The organism is Nocardioides daphniae, assembly GCF_004777465.1.
Taxonomy (GTDB): Bacteria; Actinomycetota; Actinomycetes; order Propionibacteriales; family Nocardioidaceae; genus Nocardioides; species Nocardioides daphniae.
The window spans coordinates 2,249,619-2,271,880 of record NZ_CP038462.1 but is presented as its reverse complement, the minus strand read 5'-3'; the positions used below and the strand labels follow the sequence as shown (position 1 = coordinate 2,271,880).

22 protein-coding genes, 1 other RNA gene and 2 pseudogenes are annotated in these 22,262 nt (G+C 69.2%); 18 read left to right on the top strand and 7 right to left on the bottom strand.

Annotated features, from left to right (window positions below; genetic code table 11):
* Positions 1 to 617: 617 nt before the first annotated feature.
* Both E2C04_RS11095 and E2C04_RS11090 read right to left on the bottom strand, forming a co-directional pair.
* Positions 618 to 1,616 (bottom strand): DUF3039 domain-containing protein, encoded by a 999-nt coding sequence (locus tag E2C04_RS11095; RefSeq protein ID WP_135832625.1) that lies wholly within the window; start codon positions 1,614 to 1,616, stop codon positions 618 to 620.
* 45 nt (positions 1,617 to 1,661) lie between these two features.
* Positions 1,662 to 2,057 carry a helix-turn-helix domain-containing protein gene (locus E2C04_RS11090; RefSeq protein WP_135832624.1) on the bottom strand — a complete coding sequence of 132 codons (396 nt, stop codon included), beginning with the start codon at positions 2,055 to 2,057 and terminating at the stop codon, positions 1,662 to 1,664.
* Between the two features lie 527 nt (positions 2,058 to 2,584).
* Here E2C04_RS11090 and E2C04_RS11085 point away from each other — a divergent pair.
* From E2C04_RS11085 to E2C04_RS11055, 7 genes are all read left to right on the top strand, one after another.
* Entirely contained in the window at positions 2,585 to 3,112 is a 528-nt protein-coding gene (locus E2C04_RS11085; RefSeq protein ID WP_135832623.1) for a DUF6932 family protein, read from the top strand.
* Between the two features lie 94 nt (positions 3,113 to 3,206).
* Positions 3,207 to 4,046, top strand: a complete 840-nt coding sequence (locus E2C04_RS11080; RefSeq protein WP_135832622.1) for a hypothetical protein — start codon at positions 3,207 to 3,209, stop codon at positions 4,044 to 4,046.
* Positions 4,047 to 4,182: 136 nt separating this feature from the next.
* Positions 4,183 to 4,650, top strand: a complete 468-nt coding sequence (locus E2C04_RS11075; protein ID WP_229721699.1) for a relaxase domain-containing protein — start codon at positions 4,183 to 4,185, stop codon at positions 4,648 to 4,650.
* A gap of 294 nt (positions 4,651 to 4,944) precedes the next feature.
* Positions 4,945 to 5,379: a hypothetical protein gene (locus E2C04_RS11070; RefSeq protein ID WP_135832621.1), complete on the top strand. Its 435-nt coding sequence runs from the start codon at positions 4,945 to 4,947 to the stop codon at positions 5,377 to 5,379.
* A gap of 121 nt (positions 5,380 to 5,500) precedes the next feature.
* Positions 5,501 to 5,734, top strand: a complete 234-nt coding sequence (locus tag E2C04_RS11065) for a tyrosine-type recombinase/integrase (protein WP_135832620.1) — start codon at positions 5,501 to 5,503, stop codon at positions 5,732 to 5,734.
* Between the two features lie 222 nt (positions 5,735 to 5,956).
* On the top strand, positions 5,957 to 6,361 hold the full coding sequence (locus E2C04_RS11060; protein WP_135832619.1) for a hypothetical protein: 405 nt from the start codon (positions 5,957 to 5,959) through the stop codon (positions 6,359 to 6,361).
* Entirely contained in the window at positions 6,312 to 6,932 is a 621-nt protein-coding gene (locus tag E2C04_RS11055; RefSeq protein WP_338088749.1) for a helix-turn-helix domain-containing protein, read from the top strand. Before E2C04_RS11060 ends, E2C04_RS11055 begins: the two co-directional genes overlap by 50 nt.
* 93 nt (positions 6,933 to 7,025) lie before the next feature.
* Here the strand turns inward: E2C04_RS11055 and rnpB are convergent.
* Positions 7,026 to 7,412, bottom strand: an RNA gene (gene rnpB / locus E2C04_RS11050) — RNase P RNA component class A.
* A gap of 51 nt (positions 7,413 to 7,463) precedes the next feature.
* Positions 7,464 to 8,345, bottom strand: a complete 882-nt coding sequence (locus tag E2C04_RS11045; protein WP_275106496.1) for a MerR family transcriptional regulator — start codon at positions 8,343 to 8,345, stop codon at positions 7,464 to 7,466.
* Positions 8,346 to 8,545: 200 nt separating this feature from the next.
* Here E2C04_RS11045 and idi point away from each other — a divergent pair.
* The 6 genes and pseudogenes from idi to E2C04_RS11015 all read left to right on the top strand — a co-directional run.
* Positions 8,546 to 9,469, top strand: a pseudogene (gene idi, locus E2C04_RS20985) (isopentenyl-diphosphate Delta-isomerase); the annotation flags it as partial.
* Positions 9,470 to 9,486: 17 nt separating this feature from the next.
* Positions 9,487 to 10,251, top strand: a complete 765-nt coding sequence (locus E2C04_RS20980; RefSeq protein ID WP_338088841.1) for a polyprenyl synthetase family protein — start codon at positions 9,487 to 9,489, stop codon at positions 10,249 to 10,251.
* The gene (locus E2C04_RS17765; protein WP_158630674.1) at positions 10,248 to 11,147 is read left to right on the top strand and encodes a phytoene/squalene synthase family protein; all 900 of its coding nucleotides are present in this window, start codon (positions 10,248 to 10,250) and stop codon (positions 11,145 to 11,147) included. The genes E2C04_RS20980 and E2C04_RS17765 overlap by 4 nt, the downstream gene beginning before the upstream one ends.
* Positions 11,144 to 12,799, top strand: coding sequence for a phytoene desaturase family protein (gene crtI / locus E2C04_RS17760; protein ID WP_158630673.1), 1,656 nt, complete (start codon positions 11,144 to 11,146; stop codon positions 12,797 to 12,799). Before E2C04_RS17765 ends, crtI begins: the two co-directional genes overlap by 4 nt.
* Positions 12,796 to 13,758, top strand: a complete 963-nt coding sequence (locus E2C04_RS11020) for a prenyltransferase (RefSeq protein ID WP_202977771.1) — start codon at positions 12,796 to 12,798, stop codon at positions 13,756 to 13,758. Before crtI ends, E2C04_RS11020 begins: the two co-directional genes overlap by 4 nt.
* 236 nt (positions 13,759 to 13,994) lie before the next feature.
* Complete coding sequence (locus E2C04_RS11015; protein ID WP_135832614.1) at positions 13,995 to 15,140, top strand: DUF222 domain-containing protein; 1,146 nt, start codon at positions 13,995 to 13,997, stop codon at positions 15,138 to 15,140.
* A gap of 155 nt (positions 15,141 to 15,295) precedes the next feature.
* On the opposite strand, the pseudogene map reads toward E2C04_RS11015, so the two are convergent.
* A pseudogene (gene map / locus E2C04_RS11010) lies at positions 15,296 to 16,143 on the bottom strand (type I methionyl aminopeptidase).
* Positions 16,144 to 16,167: 24 nt separating this feature from the next.
* On the opposite strand from map, the gene E2C04_RS11005 reads away from it, so the two are divergent.
* On the top strand, positions 16,168 to 16,401 hold the full coding sequence (locus E2C04_RS11005) for a hypothetical protein (RefSeq protein WP_135832613.1): 234 nt from the start codon (positions 16,168 to 16,170) through the stop codon (positions 16,399 to 16,401).
* A gap of 32 nt (positions 16,402 to 16,433) precedes the next feature.
* On the opposite strand, the gene panB is transcribed toward E2C04_RS11005, so the two are convergent.
* Both panB and E2C04_RS20975 read right to left on the bottom strand, forming a co-directional pair.
* The gene (gene panB / locus E2C04_RS11000; RefSeq protein WP_275106586.1) at positions 16,434 to 17,057 is read right to left on the bottom strand and encodes a 3-methyl-2-oxobutanoate hydroxymethyltransferase; all 624 of its coding nucleotides are present in this window, start codon (positions 17,055 to 17,057) and stop codon (positions 16,434 to 16,436) included.
* Positions 17,058 to 17,094: 37 nt separating this feature from the next.
* Positions 17,095 to 17,301: a 3-methyl-2-oxobutanoate hydroxymethyltransferase gene (locus E2C04_RS20975; protein ID WP_275106495.1), complete on the bottom strand. Its 207-nt coding sequence runs from the start codon at positions 17,299 to 17,301 to the stop codon at positions 17,095 to 17,097.
* A gap of 128 nt (positions 17,302 to 17,429) precedes the next feature.
* On the opposite strand from E2C04_RS20975, the gene E2C04_RS10995 reads away from it, so the two are divergent.
* From E2C04_RS10995 to E2C04_RS18760, 4 genes are read left to right on the top strand one after another with little or no spacing between them, the layout of a single operon-like run.
* Positions 17,430 to 19,469 (top strand): NAD(+) synthase, encoded by a 2,040-nt coding sequence (locus tag E2C04_RS10995; protein WP_188422445.1) that lies wholly within the window; start codon positions 17,430 to 17,432, stop codon positions 19,467 to 19,469.
* 57 nt (positions 19,470 to 19,526) lie between these two features.
* Complete coding sequence (locus E2C04_RS10990; protein WP_135832611.1) at positions 19,527 to 20,864, top strand: glutamine synthetase family protein; 1,338 nt, start codon at positions 19,527 to 19,529, stop codon at positions 20,862 to 20,864.
* Between the two features lies 1 nt (position 20,865).
* Complete coding sequence (locus tag E2C04_RS10985; RefSeq protein ID WP_135832610.1) at positions 20,866 to 21,705, top strand: SLC5/6 family protein; 840 nt, start codon at positions 20,866 to 20,868, stop codon at positions 21,703 to 21,705.
* Positions 21,702 to 22,172 carry a hypothetical protein gene (locus E2C04_RS18760; RefSeq protein ID WP_202977770.1) on the top strand — a complete coding sequence of 157 codons (471 nt, stop codon included), beginning with the start codon at positions 21,702 to 21,704 and terminating at the stop codon, positions 22,170 to 22,172. Before E2C04_RS10985 ends, E2C04_RS18760 begins: the two co-directional genes overlap by 4 nt.
* Positions 22,173 to 22,262 lie beyond the last annotated feature (90 nt).

The following is a 22,262-nucleotide window of genomic DNA, read 5'->3' as shown; positions in this document are numbered from 1 at the left end:
GTTGCACCGCTAGGCGCACGTCAGCGTGGAAATCGAATGGTGCCGGCAGTAAGTCTGCGGGGGAACTGCACTCCTCATCGGATTTCGGTCCAGTGTCTGGATTCACAGGACGTAGTCAAGCGCAAACGTGAGGGGGTGTGCGCCGTTGTCGCGCACAACTGGAAGGGAACGTGAAGGGTCGCGAGTCGTCGCAAGAGGTCGCAGATGCCCCCGGGGTGAGGAGTCGTCAGGGTCCCCGGCGACCGTAAAAGCGTGCTGGCGCGTGAACGACCTGACGGGTGAAGCGAACGAGCCGGCCTGTAAGCCGCGGAGACCCCTCGCGTGAAAGTCATTGGTGGCCGTCACTGGCATATGCCCCCTGACCTGCGGAAACGTGATTTCGTCGGTGGTCGGTTGTGACCCTCAGTGAAAATCGCAGGCACAATCTAGGCACAGTAAACCGGCCGTGAGGAGCCTTGGAGCCAGCGTCGTAGCGGGTCGCACATGGTTGAGTGGAACTGAGTTGGTGGCTGCCGGCTGCAGGCCCAGTTGAGACCGTGTGGGGCGCTGCGCGCCGCCCACGATGACGCTGCATCGGATGCGTGGCTAGGCAACGAGACGGAGGAGACGGCCAAGGCTTAGTCGGACATCGCATTGTGAATTGCGGTGCAGTGCGGGCACTTCGGCAGGTCCTGGTGGTCTTGGCGCGGGACGAAAAAGGCTCCGCACAGCGATTTGACTCCCTCGCCTTCGATGATGCTCTCGACCAGCCTCCCTGTGTGAGCGAAGTGCGCGGTGTCTCCCAGTTCGAACAAGCCGGGAATGGCCTCCTGCGACATGCTGTAGGCGACAGCATCGACGTCCATGCCTTCGAGCACTTGGGAGTGAGTAGGAACGCCGGCGATCGGTAGTGAGCGCCACCTCTGTTCGCGGCGATCAACGGCGCTGAGGGCGACCAGTTCGGCCCATTGCACGAGGGGCAGGTGTGCGTAATCTACGCATTCAATCGAGATCAGAATCTCGAGGAGAACTTCGTCATCGATGGTCTCCCGATCTACCGTGACGGTGACGAGCGCGATTTCTTTCTCTGTCGCTATGGGGTGCATGACGTCGATTTGCGCCTCGCCAAAACTCTCCCAGTGCGTCAGCGCCGCGGAGCGCACGAGCTCTTGCAGGGAGAGCGACCACTCATCCAGGGTGTGTGTCTGCAACTCGCGCTTCAGGAGGGCGCGGTCCTCGTCCGTGGGCAGGAAGATGTCCGGGCCCTTAGCTGCCACCGCAGCCATGAACCCCTTGTAGAAGTCAGAGGCTTCGCGCTCGCGCCGGTAGCCAGCGGCACACAGCCACCCTTGGCCAGTCTCAGGGTCCTCCCACACTGCACCACGCCAGCGCCCGCCGATCTTGACTTTCCACCAGACCGGGTCGCTTAGCCCCGAAATGCTTTCTCGGGCTGGTTGAACCACCGCGCGCTCGGCAGGGAAATCCGCGGCAGCTTTTCGAATGATTGGATGGCCGAGTTCCGGCAGGGGCTTGTCGACTCGGCTCTGTTGAGCGGCCGCGTTATCGGAGGCGCTTTCCCAGTCGTTGGGCAGGTCGTCCTTAAGGCAGCGCAGCGTGGGCCGTCCGTCCGAGTTCACCCCATGATTATGGGTCACGGGACGGACAAATGAGCCAAGACGCGCCTATGCGTCGAGGGAGTCCAGCGCAGCTGCGCGAGCGTCGCTGGTGCGAGCGAGACGCTCGGCGAGTTCCTTGCTGGCGGCGTTCCGCTCGTTGAGCAGAGTCTTAACGTCCCCGAGCGCGAGCCTGCGATCACGTCCGACCTGGACGAAGGGGATGTCTCCGGCGTCCATGACCTTGTAGAGATGGACACGGCTGATCCCAAGGAGCTTCGCAGCCTGGGCGGGCGTGACCAGATCAGCCTCACGTCCAGCGATGATGTCACTGCCGTCGCGCACAGCGGCGGCCAGAGCCGCCAAGAAGAAGGCGAGCTCGGAGTCAGGCTGCATCGTCTTGAGGGTGTCCTCGAGACGGTCCAGGTCATCTGCGTGGACGGTGGATGCATCGAGAGTCTTCATGCCGGTTCCTTCGATAATGCGGGCGTCGCTCTCGCCCGGAAGTTGAAGCATCTGCACTACTATCTGTCACAGATGTAAGAACTGTAACCGCCGACACGCCCTGCTTTCAATGGAACTAACAGGTGCGCTACGACACAGGCGGGACACTCCATGCAGGGCCGGGGCCGGGGTCGCCGGGGACCGCGTCTGCTGCATGCTTGCTACATCCAAGCCTGCTGCACTCCGCCGTTTGTCGTTGTTCGCGTTCGCCGTAGAGTGCTGAGCCTCTCCGTGCGGCTGTCAAGGGTCGGTGATCGCGAAGGACCTCGCTGATCGTTCGCCCGGACCCGTGGACCGGCACAGTGCGTGCAAGTGACCGAACCTCCCCACCTCAACTGCAACCCACGTTCTGCATGGCGCGTCTGGCCCCGGCGGTGCACCCGTGACCCCAAGGGGCGTTGCCGCCGACATAGTCGACGCTGGTCGGCGCCAGGGCACCCGCACTGATCGCCTGCGGAGGGGCCGCGGCGACCATTACGATCCGGAACATGTCGGTTCCCGAGCTCAATGCTGGCCGCCTTCCGCTAGGTCGGTGGACTGCCACGATCGAGGAGGTCGAGGCTGCGTTCGTCACTGGCCAATCGGAGCGGCGACAGCAGATTTGGGCGGATTGGCTGACGCTCACCCAAGCGATGCGGGAGGTCGTCGAGGCCGTGCCCGCCGCGTGGCTGGGCGGGAGCTTTCTGACGGAGAAGCACGAGCCGGGCGACATCGACAGCGTTTACGTGGTCGAGTCCTGGCGCGTCCTCGGCGCCAAGGTGGACGAGCGTAAGTCACAGTTCCTCCAGACGGTCGCCGACAAACGTGTGAAGGAAGTGTTCGGCCTGCAGGTCGACTGTTTCATCCTTGAATGGGTGCCTCGCCCCGGGACCAACCCGGTCCATTGGGCGGCGGAGTACCGTGAGAGCAGGGGCTACTGGGATGACCTGTGGTCCCGGGAGCGCTCACTAGACCTGCGTGAGAACAGCCTTCCCCGACGCGGCTACGTGGAGGTGATCCTAGATGGCTACGTCTGAGTCTGCCTTCGAGGTTCTCATGGGTCGCGCTCGCGATCTCCCTGAGCCGAATTGGTCTGCAGCGGGCGACCTCGGCCGGCGCAGCATAGAGGCCATGATCGCCCAGCAGCTCGGAGATGTTCGCGAGCTGCTTTCTCGTGGTCATCTACGAATCCACGGGGCGGGAGTCGAGGGTCACTCGGCTCCGCTCGCATCGATCGGCCAGGTCGCCGCCACGTGGCAGCGCGCCGTGTCCGCCGTTGGTGCCTCCCTCGAGGGTGCCAAAGTCAACCGTGGCCGCCTCTCCGAAGCGATCGTGCAGCGGACGACGATGATGCTAGCGACATCTCCCGCTCCGGGTTCTGTGATTCTCAACCTCACGCCCAGGAGTGACCCGTTCGCGGAGGTCGCTCCAGAGGGACAGAGGGTGATGGTCGATGTTGAGCGCCCCCTCGCGGACCGAGCCAATGAGACGCTCATCGGGCTGCTGTCCGAGGCCGCAAGCGCCGGGCCGGACGGTGACGCTCTTGCACAGCACATGCGCGAGCTCGGTGCGCGGGTGGCGTCGAACGTGAAGGACCTCGCGAAGTCGCTCAGTGCCGCGAACTTTGATCTTGACGCGACTTGGCTCGAACCTGGTCAGCCCGCGGCGCGAGTGACGGTGTCATCCGGTATAGCGGGCTGGCTCGCACAGTTTGTCGATGGACAGGCGCTGGACTCCTACGAGGATGAACTGATTGGGGTCGCCCACACACTGAGCGACGTCGCACGATGGCGGATCGACACCGAGGACGGGCCAAGGTACGTGGACGTCTCCGAGCTGCCTCCCGAGGCCTTCGAGGTGCCCCGGCTTCGTGAGACCATCACGCTCCGCGTCCGCGTCCAGCCCACCGAGCGCCCAGACGGCACTTCCTCGGAGACATACACCGCGCTCGAACTGCTCGGTCCCGCATGAACCGGAGCCGCGCACGAGGCCATAGGGCGCACTTCGGATGCTGAGTCGCCGCCCTCGGTATTCGCTCGCAATCATCGACGGCTCAGAAATCCACTACTCACCAAACCCTCTAGTGACTCCCCAAGCACCGGCACGCATGCTACGAATCGACTCCGACAGCGGCGAAGTCGTTGAGCTGGCTGCGTACGCCGCAGCCTTCAGTGCCCGGGCCCGCCAGATCGAGACCGACGTCGACTCCTACGAAGCGCAGTGGCGCAGTGAGCATCCCGGTGAGGAGCCCGGGCCGACGCTGCGGCAAGCCTGGGACCGACGCGCCTGGGCGGACGCCCGCCCGGACAAGGTCGTCCCCGTCACCGGTGCCGACCTGGAACGGCGCTGGGTCGACGAGATCCACGAGCTGGGTTTCCAGAAACCAGCCCCGCGACGGGGCGCCCCACCCGCGGTGGCGGTCGGCTCTCTGGACCGCGCCGCCCTGGCGAGCGTGGCGCTGTTGCGTCTCGGCGCGCAGTGCTCGGCGTGGAACCAGGCAGACGCCCGAGGCGAAGTCGAACACCTCCTCGGCGCCGCACCGGCAATGTGCGACGCGAGGTGGCCGAAGACCTGACGGTCCGCGGCGTGGAGGCTTCCCGTCCCTTTCGAGGCGTGGAGACGTTCCCGAGCACTCACCTCACCGCCACCGAGGTCGGCACCGCGACACCCTTGGGGGCATGACTGATCCATCGGATTCTGTGCACGTCTAGCCTCGTGACCGAACTCAGCCCGCCTCGCGCCTCGCCGCCGCCTCTCAGCGACCTCCGCAATCTGGGACGCTCCCTCGCGGTTTAGCCCCCCAGTGGTCGTCGCGCTGGTGTAGAAAGGCTCCCGCCCGGCCAGGGCAACCGAACCTGCGAGGAGCACCATGATGAACCTGACCCGGAGCGCAGCCATTGCCGTATTCCTTGGCCTGTCCTTGGTCGCGTGCGGCTCCGGTGCGTCCGACAGCGGGGAGAAAGCCAAGTCCGAGAAGGAGACGGAGCCGACCACCTTCGACGTCGCCGGAACCATCTCAGGTCCTGGAGGTTGCGGTAGCCAAGCCAATGGCTCCGTCGAGGACGGTGCTCGCGTCACGATCACCGACAACAGCGGCAAAGTTCTGGCCTTCGATGAACTTGGGGAGGGGGTCGACGTCGACACCGAGGAGTACATGGGTCCGTGCCGCTACGACTTCGTCGTCTACGAGGTCCCGGTCGGCGAAACCGACGTCTACGGTCTCACGGTCGGCACCACCAGCGCCGAACCGTACCTGTTCAAGCAGGACGAGGCAGGTTCCTTGTCACTAACCCTGGGTGAGTGACCTGATCGCGTCCTCCGGCGGAGGCCGAGAGCTGATGGCCCCGTTGTCGCCTTACCGTTGACTCCGGGAACCCGAATAGCGTCCGAGTTTCACACAGACGCTTCGGAATCCTCGCACCGGAGTGAGCGGCAGGCTTCTGGCTCCCAGTACCCTTCAGTCGGCCTGGACGACGGCGAACAAGCAGCTGGGCCTGACCGCGACGCCGCACGACCTGCGCCACTACTTCGCCTCCGCGCAGATCCGCGGCGGACAGTCGATCAAGGTGCTCCAAGCTCTCCTCGGCCACAAGTCGGCCATGGAGACCTGGGACACCTACGGCCACCTGATAGGCGACGAGGATCCCCGCAGCCGCTAGGTGATGGATGAGCTGTTGGGGGGAGAGGCAGCACGTCCTTCGAGCAGTCGAAGGCGCTGCGGTTGCGGACCCGCGGGACGGAGGAGAGACCCAGTCCCGGGTGCGCTGAGGCGTTTCGGACGAGGCTCGTGGTGCCGGAGGGAATAAGGCTAATCCGGTCCTGCCGAGTGACTCCCTGCGCGAGGATGAGAGCTTGAATCGGCCCCGAGTGGAAGCGCACTGATGTTCAAGCGTGTGAAGCGGATCCTTCTGGTCCTCGTCCTGCTCGCGTTCGCCGCGTCGGCCTACATCGCCTGGTCCGGACTCACTGGTCGTGACCTGCCGGGACCGATTCGGGACGCCATCGGCGGTGGGGGCGAGGTCGTTGGTTCGGACGCACACTTCAGCGGCCTGAAGGTGACAAAGGGGGAAGACGGCCGCTTCGACGCGGCCATCACGGTCCAGAACACGGGCAGCACGTATCAGGACGTGATGATCACCGTGAGCGTCTTCGACGGCGACCAGAACGTGGGGACGCTCATGGGGACCGTCACTCTCAAGCCCAACCGGTCGTCGTCAACTGACCTGTTCTCAGCCGATGATTACGTGGCGTGGACCGACGCCCACGTGGACCTCCTTCGGTCATAGCGCAGCGCCGCCAGGGACGTTCCTCGAGGAGCGTCACCGCTCGGCAGCGCGTTGTGTTTTGGTGTTTGTGGCCGAGGCTGGCCGCATGACCAGCGAACGGCAGCTCCTAAGCACTGGCGAGGTCGCCAGGCACTTGGGCGTGTCGCGCCAGCAGGTGGTCAACATGTGCGGCCGCGACGAGATCGAGCACGTGTTCGTCGGCCGCCACCGCCGCATCCCGGCTCGCGAGGTCAGGAGGATCCTCGGGTCCGGGCGGGAGCTCACGCGTGAGCAGGAGCGGTCGCTGTGGCTGCATCGCGCGCGAGGCAACATCGAGCGGTGGAGGGCGGAGCACCGCAGCGACGGGATGACGGTGCGCTACCTCGACGCCTGGGAACGCGTCCTCGACGAGGGGTTGGAGGCCGTGCTCGACACCCTCACCTCGACCAGCCCTGAAGCCTGCGAGCTGCGTCAGAACTCGCCGTTCGCCGGAATCCTGGACGACGAGACCCGGGTCCAGGTCCTGCGCTCCTTCAAGAAGCACTGGGAGCGAGGGCGCGGCGCAGGACGTCCTGCCGACGATCGTTCATGACCCTCGCTGGCGGGCTAGAGTGAAAATCGTGGGCACAGTACGGGCACAGTAAACCCCTCCGAGAAGCGTTTCCGCAGGTCAGAGGGGGTGAAGCGAACGGGCCGGCCTGTAAGCCGGGTTCTGTCCCACTTGCGTGGGGGCGACCATCCATCTACGACGCCAGTTGCCTGACGCCTCCTGCGGTCTACCCGTGTACTCGGGCGGGCAGCCCTCGGACGTACACGCACCACTCGCGAGCGAGTGGCTTCTTGACCTTGCTCCGGGTGGGGTTTACCGAGCTGCTCCAGTCGCCTGGATCACTGGTGGTCTCTTGCACCACCGTTTCACCCTTACCGCTCCGAGGAGCGGCGGTCTGTTCTCTGTGGCACTGTCCCGCGGGTCACCCCGGGTGGGTGTTACCCACCACCCTGCCCTGTGGAGCCCGGACTTTCCTCGGCACCCTCGGTCTCCCTCGGATGACGCGATCGCCCGGCCGGCCCGTTCGCACGGGCGAGTCTATGCCCCGTCTGCCGCAACGCGCAGACGGAGGCGTCAGGCCAGGCGTACGGCCAGCTCGTGCGCGGCGTCGCCGATGCGGTGCCCCAGTCGCAGGCAGTAGGCCGGGGCGTCGTCCTGCTGCGCGCCACCGACGGCGACGAGGACGTCGGGGCGGGTCAGGCGTACGGCGTCGACCACCGCCTCGAGCGCCGACAGGTCCTCGCGCAACGGCGCGGAGAGCACCACGGCGCGCACGGCGGCGGGGGAGACCGCACCGATCCAGTCCTCGGTCGGCACGTCGGTGCCGAGGTAGCGCGGCGCCAGCCCCACACGGCGCGCCGCGGTGGCGAAGCAGAGCAGCCCCAGGTCGTGGCGCGACCCCGGCGGAAGGCCGATCACGACCTGCGGGCCGACCGGGCTGTCGCCCGCAGCCTCGTACGCCCGCGACAGCCGCCGCGTGACGCCGTGCGACACCAGGTGCTCACCGGCGACGCTCACCTCGCCTGCCTCCCAGGCCGCACCCAACCGCCCCAGCGCAGGCAGCAGCCAGTCGTCGACGACGCTCTCGAACGACGCGCTCGAGAAGCGCTCGTCGAGGAGCTCGTCCAGGGCGGGCACGTCGTAGGCCTTGGCGAGCGGCACCAACGCGTCGAGGTCGGCAGGGGAGTAGGCCGTGGACCCACCGTCCGGGACGCTGGTTTGAGCCGTCACGTCGCGGGAGAGCCTGCGCAGTGTCTCCTCGGCGGCGGTCTTCACCGGCCAGCCCTCGTCGACCAGGTGCTTCATCGTCTCGAGGGCCTGGACGGCGGCGTCGTCGTAGAGGCGGTATCCCGCCTCGGTGCGCACCGGGGACCCGATGCCGTAGCGGCGCTCCCAGGCTCGGAGGGTCGCTTCGGACACTCCGACAAGGCGTGCAGCGTGCTTGATCGTGAACAAGGAGTGGGGGTTTGCCTCTCTGTGGGGGAGGTGCTGGAGGAGCGGGGTTGGGGCTCCGGACAGGCTGTCCGGAAAAAACCTTGGTCAAACCTTGATCAAACCTTTGACATACCTTCGACGATGAATCTAGCATCCTCAGTGTTCGGCGGCAATGGCCACGAACAGATGCCAACCAAGAGTCGAGATGCTGAACAGCCCCTGTGCCCCGGAGCACACGGCGCGTCCGGAGCAGCCGACTTCCGACGACACGACGACGACCCGCCGAGGCCGACCTGGTGGTCCTCCTCGACTCAGACCGTCGCCCGGTCGGCACCGCGCCCCGCGAGGGAGTTCACGGCTTCGACACGCCGCTGCACCTGGCGTACTCGTGCTGGCTCTTCTGCCCGGGCGGCCGCTTCCTGCTCACCCGCCGGGCCCTGGGCAAGCGCTCCTGGCCCGGCGTCTGGACCAACTCCTTCTGCGGCCACCCCCGCCCCGGCGAGACGGTGGCCGAGGCCGTCGTCCGCGGCGGCCGCCACGAGCTCGGCGTCGACGTGGAGGCGGTCAGCCCCTTGCTGCCCGACTTCGCCTACCGCGCCGTCGACGCCTCGGGCGTCGTGGAGAACGAGGTCTGCCCCGTGCACCTCGCCCGCACCACCACCCCTCCGGTCCCGCACCCCTCCGAGGTGTCGGAACACGTCTGGTGGAGGGGGAGATCGATGAACTGCGCGCCGCGCTCGCCGCCGCCCCGTGGGCCCTCAGCCCCTGGCTGCGCGAGCAGGCCGAACAGCTGGACCACCGTGCCTGGGACCTCATCCGGGACTACGCACGAACGACGACCAAGGAGTTGCACGATGACGCTTCAGGCACAGATCGACACGCTGGTTTCCCCGACGCCCGGACTGGGTGGCCTCTCCCTCGACCGCTCCATGCTGGGCATCGCCCTGCGGATGGGCACCGAGGGCGGCAAGCGCTTCCGCCCGTGGCTCTTCGCCACCACCTACCAGCAGCTCAACGGCCGCTACGACGACGCCCCCGCCGTCGACCACAAGACCCTTGAGCGCATCGCGGCCGCCATCGAGCTGCTGCACACCGCCTTCGTCATCCACGACGACGTCATCGACAACGACGACGAGCGCCGCGGGAACAGCAGCATCCCGGGCTGGTTCCGCGGCTCGACCACGTCGGGTTCGACGTCTACGCCCGGGCCGGCGCCATCCTCACCGGCGACCTCGCCCTGGCTGCCGCGGTCCGCGGCATCGCCACCTGCGGCGCCCCCGCCGAGACCACCACCGCGCTGCTCGACCTGCTCGACGCCACGCTGCACGACTCCGCGGTCGGCGAGCTCTCCGACGTACGCCTCGCCATCGGCGGCGCCGCCCCGACCATGGACGACGCCATCGCGGTCGCCGAGCTCAAGACGGCTGCGTACTCCTTCGTCCTCCCGATGAAGGCCGCCGCGATCGTCGCCGGTGCCCCCGAGGAGGTCGTCGAGAAGGTCGCCGACATCGCCCGCTCGCTCGGCATCGCCTTCCAGCTGCGCGACGACCTGCTCGGCACCTTCGGCGACCCCGAGATCGTCGGCAAGGACGTCGACGGCGACATCCGCGAGGGCAAGCGCACCCCGCTGGTCGTGCACGCCGCCTCCACCTCGCACTGGTGGCGCATCGAGCCCCACCTGGGCAACGCCGCGGTGACCAAGGACGAGGCCGACGAGGTCCGCCACGCGCTCATCGACGCCGGGTCCTTCGAGCACGTCGAGAACCTCATGAACCGCCACGTGCGCATCGCCCGCTGGCACGCCGACACCCTCGAGCTCGCCGGCCCGATCGTCGACACCCTCACCTCCGCCTGGGACATCGCCGGCGCCACCGTCGCCCCGGCGCACGCCGAGGCGCCCGTCGGAGCAGCGGTGGGTGTCGCATGAGACTCAGGGAGAAGGCGGCGAGACCCGCCCGCGGCGCGCAACCCCTGCCGTACGAGCTCTACGACGAGGTCGCGGAGGCCGCCGCAGACATGGTGATCCGCCGCTACTCGACCTCGTTCGGCCTGGCCTCGCGCCTGCTCGCGCCCTCGGTGCGTACGCACGTGCGCAACGTCTACGCGCTGGTCCGGGTCGCCGACGAGGTCGTCGACGCCCCGCGCCCCGACGGTGACGTGGCCGGCCGCGCCGCCCTGCTCACCGAGCTGCACGCCGAGGTGCTGCGCGCGCTGGAGACCGGCCACAGCGCCAACCTGGTGGTCCACGCCTTCGCCCGCACCGCCCGCACCTGCGGCATCGACGCCGAGCTCATCGACCCGTTCTTCGCCTCGATGCGGATGGACCTCGAGCGCGTCGAGCACGACGAGGCGAGCTTCGCGGCGTACGTCCACGGCTCCGCCGAGGTGATCGGCCTGATGTGCCTCAAGGCCTTCCTGCTCGAGACCCCCGACGCCGAGCTGCAGTACCACCGGCTGCGCGAGGGCGCCCTGCGCCTCGGCGCGGCCTTCCAGAAGATCAACTTCCTGCGCGACCTGGCCGCCGACCACGACGACCTGGGCCGCAGCTACTTCCCGGGGCTCGACGTCGACCACTTCGACGACGCGACCCGCGACCGCCTGCTCGACGACATCGACGCCGACCTGGCCGTCGCCGCCGCAGCGATCCCGCACCTGCCGGCCAGCAGCCGCCGGGCGGTGCGCGCCGCCCACGTCCTCTTCGGCGAGCTGGCCCTGCGCCTGCGTCGTACGCCGCCCGCCGCGATCCGCACCCAGCGCGTCCGGGTGCCGTCGCCGCGCAAGGCCCAGCTGGTCGCCCTGGTGCTGGCCCGAGGTGCGGCGTGAGCGCCGACCGACGCCGCGTCGTCGTGGTGGGCGGCGGAGTCGCCGGACTGGCGACGTCGGCCCTGCTCGCCGCCGACGGCTGGGAGGTCGAGCTGCTGGAGCAGCGCGACGAGCTCGGCGGCCGCGCCGGGTCATGGGCCAAGGACGGCTTCCGCTTCGACACCGGGCCGTCGTGGTACCTGATGCCCGAGGTCTTCGACCACTTCTACCGCCTGCTCGGCACCTCTGCCGCCGAGCAGCTCGACCTCGAGGTCCTCGACCCCGGCTACCGGGTCTACTTTGAGGGCGAGGAGCGCCCCCTCGAGACGCGCGTGGCGCGCGAGGACAACAAGGCGGTCTTCGAGTCCTTCGAGCCTGGCGCCGGCGCCCAGCTCGACGCCTACCTCGACCAGGCCGGCGAGACCTACCAGGTCGCCCTGCGCCACTTCCTCTACACCAGCTTCGAGCGCGTCGGCGACGTGCTCAACGCCGACGTGCTCCGCCGCGCCCCACAGCTCCTGCCCTTGCTGCTGCGCAGCCTCAAGTCGCACGTGCACTCGCGCTTCTCCGACCGCCGCCTCCAGCAGGTGCTGGGCTATCCCGCGGTCTTCCTCGGCGGCTCGCCGGAGCGGATCCCCGCGCTCTACCACCTGATGAGCAGCATGGACCTCGACGACGGCGTGCTCTACCCGCAGGGCGGTTTCGCTGCCTTCGTCGACACCCTCGTGTCGCTCGCCACCGAGCTCGGCGTCACCATCCGCACCGGTGCGACCGTCACCTCGATCGACACCGTCGCGCTGCCCGGTGCCAAGCCCTGGTCCCGCCGCAAGGCCGCCGTCTGCGGCGTCGCCTACCGCGGGCAGGACGGTGCGGAGCAGCGCGTCGCGGCTGACGTCGTCGTCGGTGCTGCCGACCTGCACCACCTCGAGACCCGGCTGCTGCCCAGCGACCTGCAGACCTACCCCGAGTCGTGGTGGCGTCGTCGCGACCCCGGCCCCGGCGCCGTGCTCGTCTACCTCGGCGTCACCGGCGAGCTGCCCGAGCTGGCGCACCACACCATGTTCTTCACCGAGGACTGGGAGACCAACTTCGACGGCGTGCTCGGTGACCGCAGGGGCCACGGCAAGTACGTCCCCGACCCGGCCTCGTCGTACGTCTGCCGCCCCAGCGCCACCGACGCCTCCGTGGCGCCCGAGGGCGCCGAGAACCTCTTCGTCCTCGTGCCGGTGCCTGCCGACGTCGACCTCGGTCGCGGCGGCCTCGACGGCCAGGGTGACCCCGCGGTGGAGAGGGTCGCCGACGCGGCCATCGCCCAGGTCGCCAGCTGGGCGGGCATCCCCGACCTGGCCGAACGGATCGTCGTACGCCGCACCGTCGGCCCCGGCGACTTCGCCGGCGACCTCAACGCCTGGTCCGGGACCATGCTGGGCCCCGGTCACCGCCTCTCCCAGAGTGCGTTCTTCCGCGCCTCCAACGTCTCGAAGAAGGTCGAGGGCCTGCTCTACGCGGGCTCCAGCACCCTGCCAGGGATCGGGCTGCCGATGTGCCTGATCAGCGCCGAGCTGGTGCTCAAGAGGCTGCGTGGCGATCGTGTCGGCGGCATGGTCGCCACGCCCCTGGTGGCGCGCCGCGAGCTGGAGACCGTCGGAGCCGGACGAGGAGCGACCTCGTGAGCGCGGTCGTCGAGCTGCCGCTCGCGCCTGGCGACGGGGGGTTGGGCCGCGGTGATACGGGTCACGGCGAGACGTCTGCCGGGCTGTCGCGACTGCGTACGGTCGTCGCCTCGTCACGCCCTCTGTCGTGGGTCAACACCGCCTTCCCGTTCGGCGCCGCCTACCTGCTCGTCGGTGGGGGACTGGACGCCGCGTTCTGGGTCGGCACGCTCTTCTTCCTGGTGCCCTACAACCTGGTGATGTACGGCGTGAACGACGTCTTCGACCACGAGTCCGACCTGCGCAACCCACGCAAGGGCGGCGTCGAGGGCGTCGTGCTCGACCGGGCCGTGCACCGTACGACGCTGTGGGCCGCGGTGCTGACGCCGCTGCCCTTCGTCGTGGCGCTGCTGGCGATGGGGTCGACCACCTCGGCGCTGGTCCTCGCCGTCAGCATCTTCGCGGTCGTTGCCTACTCGGCCCCGCGACTGCGCTTCAAGGAGCAGCCGTTCCTCGACTCGCTCACCTCGAGCACCCACTTCGTGAGCCCGGCCGTCCTCGGCCTCGCGCTCGCCGCCGACCGCGGCGCCAGCGTGACGTGGGAGGGCCCGGTGCTCATGTCGCTGATCGGCTTCTTCCTCTGGGGGATGGGCTCGCACGCCTTCGGCGCGGTGCAGGACGTGCGCGCCGACCGTGAGGGTGGCATCGCCTCGGTGGGCACCGTGCTCGGCGCGCGACCGACCGTCTGGTTCGCGCTCTACTGCTACGTGGCCGGCGGCACCGCGCTGCTGATGATGCCCGGCCCGGGCCAGTGGGCGGCAGCGCTGGTGGTGCCGTACGTCGCCAACGTCGCGCCCTACCTGGCGATCACCGACGAGGAGTGCGAGCAGGCCAACGCGGGCTGGCGGCGCTTCCTCTGGCTCAACTTCGTGACCGGATTCCTGGTCACGCAGCTGATGATCGTGCTCGTCGTGCTCTGACGGCGGTTCGACGCACCCGGTTCCCCGATCTGGGGGATGGCATTCGAACTGGTGTTCGAATATTGTGAGCGTCAGGTCCTCTCCCAGGACACCGGGTTCCTCTCGGGGCAGCCGGAGACGGTGGGGCCAGTTGCGAGGGTGACGTGATCGTCCGGCAGGTCCGGGCCTCCAGGAGCAACGAATGAGTGGGTGCCACGCGCAGGGCGCTCGTCGTCGTTGTCGAGGGAGGTGGGCTCATGCATCCGGTGAACGCGGTCGCCGAGGAGATGAGTGCGTCGCTGAAGTCGGTGTGCGACGTGAACCCGACGTTCATGAGCGCCGACGAGAAGGCCAGTGCACTGCTGTCGCTGCTGGAGGTCGAGTCGCGCACCGCCGAGCTGCGGTTGCGGGTGATGGCCGCTGCGGGTGACGTGGCCGAGGGGGAGGGCTTCCGGTCGATCGCGGCGTGGCTGGCGCACCACGGTCGCGTACGCCGGGGCGACGCCGCCGCTGACCTGCGGCTGGCCGAGGCGTTGGACCGGGAGCGGCCGACGTTGGCGGCGGGAGTGCGTGAGGGACGGGTGAGCATCGCCCAGGCGCGCGTGATCGCGGCCGCCGTCGAGGAGCTCCCCGCCCGGGTCGGCTGCGAGGTGATCGAGGCCGCCGAGGTCAAGCTCGTCAAGCTCGCCGTCGACCACGACCCCGGCGACCTGGCCAAGCTCGGCCGGCGGATTCTCGAGGTCGTGGACCCTGAGCGGTTCGAGGACGAGGAACGGCGCCGGCTCGAGGACACCGAGCGGCATGCCAGCGAGAGGCAGCGCCTGCGTATGAGGGCTGCGGGTGACGGGCTGACCCGGATCTCAGGAGTGATCCCGGACGCGGTGGCAGCGCGGCTGGCGACCTACCTGCACGCCTTCACGACTCCGCGATTGGCCGACGGAGCAGTGCGCGGCGCCCTGGACGAGGGCCCCGGTGCGAGCACGGCAACGGGCTTCGGCTCGCCGGTCAACCACTCCCGACGGCTGGCCGAGGCACTCGGCCAGCTCGTGGAGTGCCTGGCCCCTCGGCGCCTCCCGATCCATGGCGGTGACGCCACGAACGTGACCGTGACGATCTCGCTGGAGTCGCTGCGCGACGGCCTCGGGGTGGCGACGTTGGACAACGGCGTCCCTGGCGACGGCTTCGACACGATCACGGCTGCGCAGGCGCGCCGGCTGGCGTGCAACGCGCGGATCATCCCGGCGGTGCTGGGCACGGACTCCGAGGTGCTCGACCTCGGCCGCGCCTCCCGGCTCTTCACCAGGGCGCAACGACGAGCTCTGCTGCTGCGGGACACGACCTGCCGTGCCGAGGGGTGCGACATCCCGGGCACCTGGTCCGAGGCCCACCACCTCGTCCCCTGATCACACGGCGGCGCGACCGACCTCGACAACTCCGCGCTCCTCTGCTCGCGGCACCACCACCGCGCCCACGACGCGGCGTACGACATGACGCGGCTGGCCTCGGGCGACTACCGCTTCCACAGGCGGCGGTAGGGATGCAGGCAGGTCAGGGGAGGTCAGGGGTTGGTCAGAACCTCGGCGCCGTCGGAGGTCACCAGGAGGGTGTGCTCGAACTGGGCGCTGCGCTTGAGGTCACGGGTGACGACGGTCCAGTTGTCGGGCCACATCGTCCACTCGTGGGTGCCCAGGTTGAGCATCGGCTCGATCGTGAAGGTCATGCCGACCTCGATCAGGTCGTCGTAGTGGTCCTGGTCGTAGTGCGGGATGACCAGGCCGGAGTGGAACGAGGTGCCGATGCCGTGACCGGTGAACTCACGCACCACGCCGTAGCCGAAGCGCTTCGCGTAGGACTCGATGACGCGACCGATCACGCTGATCCGACGGCCGGGCTTGACCGCCTTGATCGCGCGGTCCAGCGACTCCTTCGTACGCTCGACGAGCAGCCGCGACTCCTCGTCGACGTCGCCGGCGAGGAAGGTCGCGTTGGTGTCACCGTGCACGCCGTGGATGAAGGCGGTGATGTCGATGTTGACGATGTCGCCGTCCTCGATCACCCGGGCGTCGGGGATGCCGTGGCAGATCACCTCGTTGACGCTGCTGCACAGCGACTTCGGAAAGGCGCGGTAGCCCAGCGTCGACGGGTAGGCGCCGTGGTCGCAGAGGAACTCGTGGCCGATCCGGTCGAGCTCGTCGGTGGTGACGCCGGGGGCGACGTGGCTGCCGACCAGCTCACGGGCCTGCGCGGCCAGGCGGCCGGCGATCCGCATCTTCTCGATCGTCTCGGCGTCCTTCACCTCGGAGCCGTTGAAGGGCTGGGCGCCGGCTTGTCGACGTACTCCGGGCGGGCGATGAAGGAGGGGACGGGGAGGCGCGGCGAGATGGCGGCAGCTACTACAGGACTCACGGGTTCGAGTGTAGTTTCGCGAGCATGAGCGACACGGACTCGGAGTACTGGTACTGCCTCAAGCACAAGACGGTCGAGCCCCGGGAGGGGTGCAAGAACGCCGACCGGCTCGGCCCCTACGCCAGCCAGGCGGACGCGTCGCGGGCGCTCGAGAAGGTCGAGGAGCGCAACGAGGCATGGGACAACGACCCGGCGTGGAACGACCCCGAGGACGACGAGGACGACCCGCGCAGCAGCGAGGACAACGAACGCGGCTGACGGGGCGGCCCCCGGTCCTCGGGGGCGTCACCTCAGAAGGAGTGCTCCGGGCCGGGGAAGGTCCGGGCCTTCACGTCGTCGCGGTAGGCCTTCGCGCCGTCGAGCAGGACCGTACGCACGTCGACGTACTGCTTGACGAAGCGCGGCATCCTGCCGGTGCGGATGCCGAAGGCGTCGGTCCACACCAGGACCTGCCCGTCGCAGCCGTTGCCGCCGCCGATGCCGATCGTCGGGATCTCGAGCTCGGCGGAGACCTTCGCGGCCACGTCGGCCTGCACCATCTCCATGACGACCGCGAACGCGCCCGCCTCCTGCACCGCACGGGCGTCGGCGAGCACGCGCTCGGCGGCGTCGCCGCGGCCCTGGACCCGGTAGCCGCCCAGGGTGTGCTCGGACTGCGGGGTGAAGCCGATGTGGGCGATGACCGGGATGCCGCCCTCCACGCACTTGCGGATCACCGGCGCCATCTCGGCGCCACCCTCCAGCTTCACGCAGTGGGCGCCGCCCTCCTTCATGAAGCGCACGGCCGTCAGGTAGCCCTGCTCCGGCGAGGCCTGGTAGGAGCCGAACGGCAGGTCGCCCACGACCATGGCGCGCCGCGTCGACCGGGCGACGGCCCGGGTGAGCGGGACCAGCTCGTCGACCGTGACCGGCAGCGAGGTCTCGTTGCCGAAGACGTTGTTGGAGGCGCTGTCACCGAGAGGCGAGGAGCAGGTCGATGCCCGCCTCGTCGAAGATCTGCGCCGTGTACATGTCGTACGAGGTGAGCATCGTGATCGGCTCGCCCCGCTCCTTCATTTCGCGCAGGTGGTGCGTACGCACCTTGCGCACCGGGGCGGGGGAGGGCTCGGAGGAGGGCGCAGCGGCGCCCGAGCCGTAGGGGGCGGTCTCTTCGGACATGGGTCTCTCCTGACGCATCTCGCGGCTCCCTGATGGAGTCCACGGACGAGCACCACGTTAGTCGCGGGACCCGCTCCGGGCGCTGTGGTGGTGGTCACGCCCACCCCGTCCGCCCCTACACTCGCGACGTGGACTTCTACTCGGCCTACGCCCAGGGCTTCGTCCGGACCGCCGCCTGCACCGTCCCGGTGAGCGTCGCGGACCCCGAGGCCAACACCACCACCATCATCGAGCAGGTCCGTGCCTGCCACGACGAGGCCGTCGGCGTCGCCGTCTTCCCCGAGCTGGCCCTCACCGGCTACGCGATCGACGACCTCTTCCTCCAGCAGACCCTGCTGGACACCGTCGAGGTCCAGCTCGAACGGCTGGTCGCCGAGACCGTCGACCTGCTGCCCGTCGTCGTGGTCGGCGCCCCGCTGCGCCACCGCAGCCGCCTCTACAACTGTGCCGTCGTGATCCACCGCGGTGAGGTCCTCGGCGTCGCGCCGAAGTCGCACGTGCCCACCTACGGCGAGTTCTACGAGCGTCGCCACTTCGCCCCCGGCGACGACCAGCGCGGCAGCTGGATCCACCTCAACGGCGTCGAGGTGCCCTTCGGGCCCGACCTGATCTTCGCCGCCACCGATCTCCCCGCGCTGCGCCTGCACGTCGAGATCTGCGAGGACATGTGGGTGCCGATCCCGCCCAGCGCGGAGGCGGCCCTGGCCGGCGCCACCGTGCTCGCCAACCTGTCGGGCAGCCCGATCACCATCGCCCGCGCCGAGGAGCGCCGCCGCCTCGTCGAGGCCGCCAGCGCGCGGTGCTGCGCGGCGTACGTCTATGCCGCCGCCGGCCAGGGGGAGTCGACCACCGACCTCTCGTGGGACGGCCAGACGATGATCTACGAGGTCGGCGACATGCTGGCCGAGGGCCAGCGCTTCCCGCAGCACGCCGTGCGCACCGTCGCCGACGTCGACGTCGACCGGATCGACCACGAGCGCTTCCGGCTCAACACCTTCGACGACAACCGCCGCGGCACCGGCACCGGGCCCGACGACTTCCGCACCGTCGAGTTCACCCTGGACGCGCCGACGGGCGACGTGGGGCTGCGGCGCAAGGTCGACCGCTTCCCGTTCGTGCCCGACGACCCGGCCCGCCTGGCCCTTGACTGCTTCGAGGCCTACAACATCCAGGTCAACGGTCTGGAGAAGCGCATCCAGTCGATCGGCACCCCCAAGGCCGTCATCGGCGTGAGCGGCGGCCTCGACTCCACCCACGCCCTGATCGTGGCCGCCAAGGCGATGGACCGTCTCGGGCGCCCGCGCAGCGACGTGCTCGGCTACACGATGCCGGGCTTCGCGACCGGCGACACCTCCAAGTCACTGGCCACCCGGTTGGCCACGAGCTTGGGGGTCACCTTCCAGGAGATCGACATCCGGCCCGCGGCGACCCAGATGCTCTCCGACCTGGGGCACCCGTTCGCCGAGGGCAAGGAGGTCTACGACGTCACCTTCGAGAACGTCCAGGCAGGTCTGCGCTACGACTACCTCTTCCGCCTCGCCAACCACAACGGCGGCCTGGTGGTGGGCACGGGCGACCTGTCCGAGCTGGCGCTCGGCTGGTGCACCTACGGTGTCGGCGACCAGATGTCGCACTACGGCGTCAACGCGGGCGTGCCCAAGACCCTCGTGCAGCACCTGATCCGGTGGGTCGCCGACTCGGGCGAGTTCGACGACGAGACCAACGAGGTGCTGCGCGCGGTGCTGGCGCAGGAGATCACCCCCGAGTTGATCCCCGACGTCGAGGGCGTGAAGCCGCAGGCCACCCAGGACACGGTCGGCCCCTACAACCTCCAGGACTTCACGCTCTTCCACATGGTCCGCCGCGGCCAGCGCCCCAGCAAGGTCGCCTTCCTGGCGATGCACGCGTGGCGCGACGCGACGGTGGGCGAGTGGCCGCCCGGCTTCCCCGAGGACGAGCGCCCCGAGTACGACCTGGCCCAGGTGCGCGTGTGGCTGGAGGTCTTCATCCGGCGCTTCTTCGCCAACCAGTTCAAGCGCAGCGCCCTGCCCAACGGACCCAAGGTCAGCGCCGGCGGCACCATGTCGCCGCGCGGCGACTGGCGGATGCCCTCGGACGCCAGCCCGGCCGCCTGGCTGGCCGAGATGGAGCGAATTCCCGCCGCGTGAGACCGGTTTGGGGGGAACTGCACGTCCCGGTGGTGGGCGTACGACATAGTTGCCCCCATGGGCAAGCAGGAAGACTTCGTTCTCCGCGCTCTCGAGGAGCGCGACGTCCGGTTCGTACGTCTGTGGTTCACCGACGTTCTCGGGTTCCTCAAGTCGGTGGCGATCGCCCCGGCGGAGCTGGAGAGCGCCTTCGGTGAGGGCATCGGCTTCGACGGCTCGGCGATCGAGGGCTTCGCGCGCGTCCAGGAGGCCGACATGCTGGCCAAGCCGGACCCGTCGACCTTCCAGATCCTGCCGTGGCGCGGCGACGCCCCGTCGACCGCGCGCATGTTCTGCGACATCATGATGCCGGACGGCAGCCCGTCGTACGCCGACCCTCGCCACGTGCTCAAGCGCACCCTCGCGAAGGCCGCCGACAAGGGCTTCAGCTTCTACACGCACCCCGAGATCGAGTTCTACCTCTTCAAGGACTCCCCGGAGGCCGGCGTCGAGCCGCGCCCGGTCGACAGCTCCGGCTACTTCGACCACACCGCGCAGTCGGCCGGCGCCGACTTCCGCCGCGAGGCGATCACGATGCTCGAGTCGATGGGCATCTCGGTGGAGTTCAGCCACCACGAGGCCGGTCCGGGCCAGCAGGAGATCGACCTGCGCTACGCCGACGCCCTGACCACGGCCGACAACATCATGACCTTCCGCACCGTCATCCGTGAGGTGGCGCTGGGCCAGGGCGTGTGGGCCTCCTTCATGCCCAAGCCCTTCACCCAGCAGCCCGGCTCCGGCATGCACACGCACCTCTCCCTCTTCGAGGGCGACCGCAACGCCTTCTACGAGGCCGGCTCGCAGTACCAGCTCTCCACCACGGGCCGCCAGTTCATGGCCGGCCTGCTGACCCACGCCGCGGAGATCTCCGCCGTGACCAACCAGTGGGTCAACTCCTACAAGCGCCTGATCGGCGGCGGCGAGGCGCCGTCGTACATCTCGTGGGGCCACAACAACCGCTCCGCGATGATCCGGGTGCCGATGTACAAGCCCGGCAAGGGCCAGTCGACCCGCATCGAGCTCCGCTCGCTCGACGCCGCCTGCAACCCCTACCTCGCCTTCGCCGTGACGCTCGCCGCCGGCATGAAGGGCATCGAGGAGGGCTACGAGCTGCCGCGGGAGGCCGAGGAGGACGTCTGGTCGCTCACCGAGCGCGAGCGCCGCAGCCTCGGCATCCAGGAGCTGCCGCGCACCCTCTACGAGGCGATCAACATGGCGGAGAGCTCCGAGCTGGTCGCCGAGACCCTCGGCGAGCACGTCTTCGACTTCTTCCTGCGCAACAAGCGGGCGGAGTGGGACGCCTACCGCGGACAGGTCTCCGCCTTCGAGCGCGACCAGATGCTTCCGGTGATCTGACATGGCTGCATGGGGGCAGTCGCAGCGTCGCGCCGGAGCCCGCCGGGCCGACCAGGCAGAGCGGGTCGTGGTCAGTGACGCGCCGGTGGCCCGTGGGCCGGTGCTCGACGACCGGCTCCGCCCGGTCTCGGTGAAGCGGTCGAAGAAGATCGGCAAGGACGTCCGTGTCGACGCGACCCGCGTCAGCGGCCCGATCCGGGTCGTCCTGGAGCCGATGCTCTGGCTGGCCTTCCTCAGCGGCATCACCTGGGTGCTGATCGCCCTCGACCCCGGCGTGCGCAACCAGGCCGACGACATCGTCTTCTACGAGTTCACCCTCCCGCTGGCGATCATCGTCGCGGCGATCCTGCTCATCTCGACGATCAGCGCCCTGATGTGGCTGCCGGTCTCGACCTCCTCGACGCGTGCGCGCACCGCCTTCGCCGGCCTCGGCATGCTCGCGTCGGGGTGGCTCTTCGCCAAGCTGCACCCCGTCGACACCCAGGACCTGCTCGGCATGTCGTGGATCTCCATCGGCGTCGGCGTGCTGCTCGTCGCGATCTGCGCCGTGCCCTGGCCGACGAGCCCGTCGGTGCTGACGCGCCGCCCCACGGGGGTGGAGCGCACGGTCCTGGTCGTCCTCCTCGGCATCGCGGGCATCGTGGCCTACTACGCGTGGGACGCCTCCCAGGTCGGCCTCGTCGGGGTGAGCCCCGGCGGCCAGACCGGCTGGGACCGTCTGCTCCCGCTGCTCGGACTCTTCGTGATCGTGATGGCCGCGGTCCGCTTCATGCTGCTGCGGCCCGAGCGTCGTGCCGACGTCGAGCTGCCCGACGCCGGGTTGCCGCACTACATGGAGTGACGGACTCGACCGATGTCCCACCCCCCAGCACCACGCTCCTCGTCCGGACGGGGTTCGAGGACCTCGCGGCCGCCCGCACGGGCCTCGCTGAGCTGGGGGAGGCGTACGAGGTCGTCCTCGAGCACCTGGCGAAGGCCGCCGACCCGGACCTCGCCCTGCGTACGCTGCTCTCCCTGCGCGACGCGGTCGAGGCCGCCACTGACGGGCGTACGCAGCTGCTCGCCGCCCTGGCCGCCGATGACGCGACCGCCTGCCGCCTGGTCCACGTGCTCGGCGCCAGCCAGGCCCTGGGCGAGCACCTGGTACGCCACCCCGACCACTGGCAGGTGCTGCAGGACGACTCCCTGCCCTGCACCCGGTCTGCCGCCTGGCGGCTGCGCGAGCAGCTGCTGCAGAGCGTGGGGCCGACCCCGACAGCGACGCCCCGACAGCGACGCTGCCCGACGCGGAGGCCGTCGACAACCTGAGGGTCGCCTACCGCCGGCTGCTGCTGCCCCTGGTCGCCCGCGACCTGGCGCACGGGCAGCAGCTCGACGACACGGCCGCGGAGATCTCCG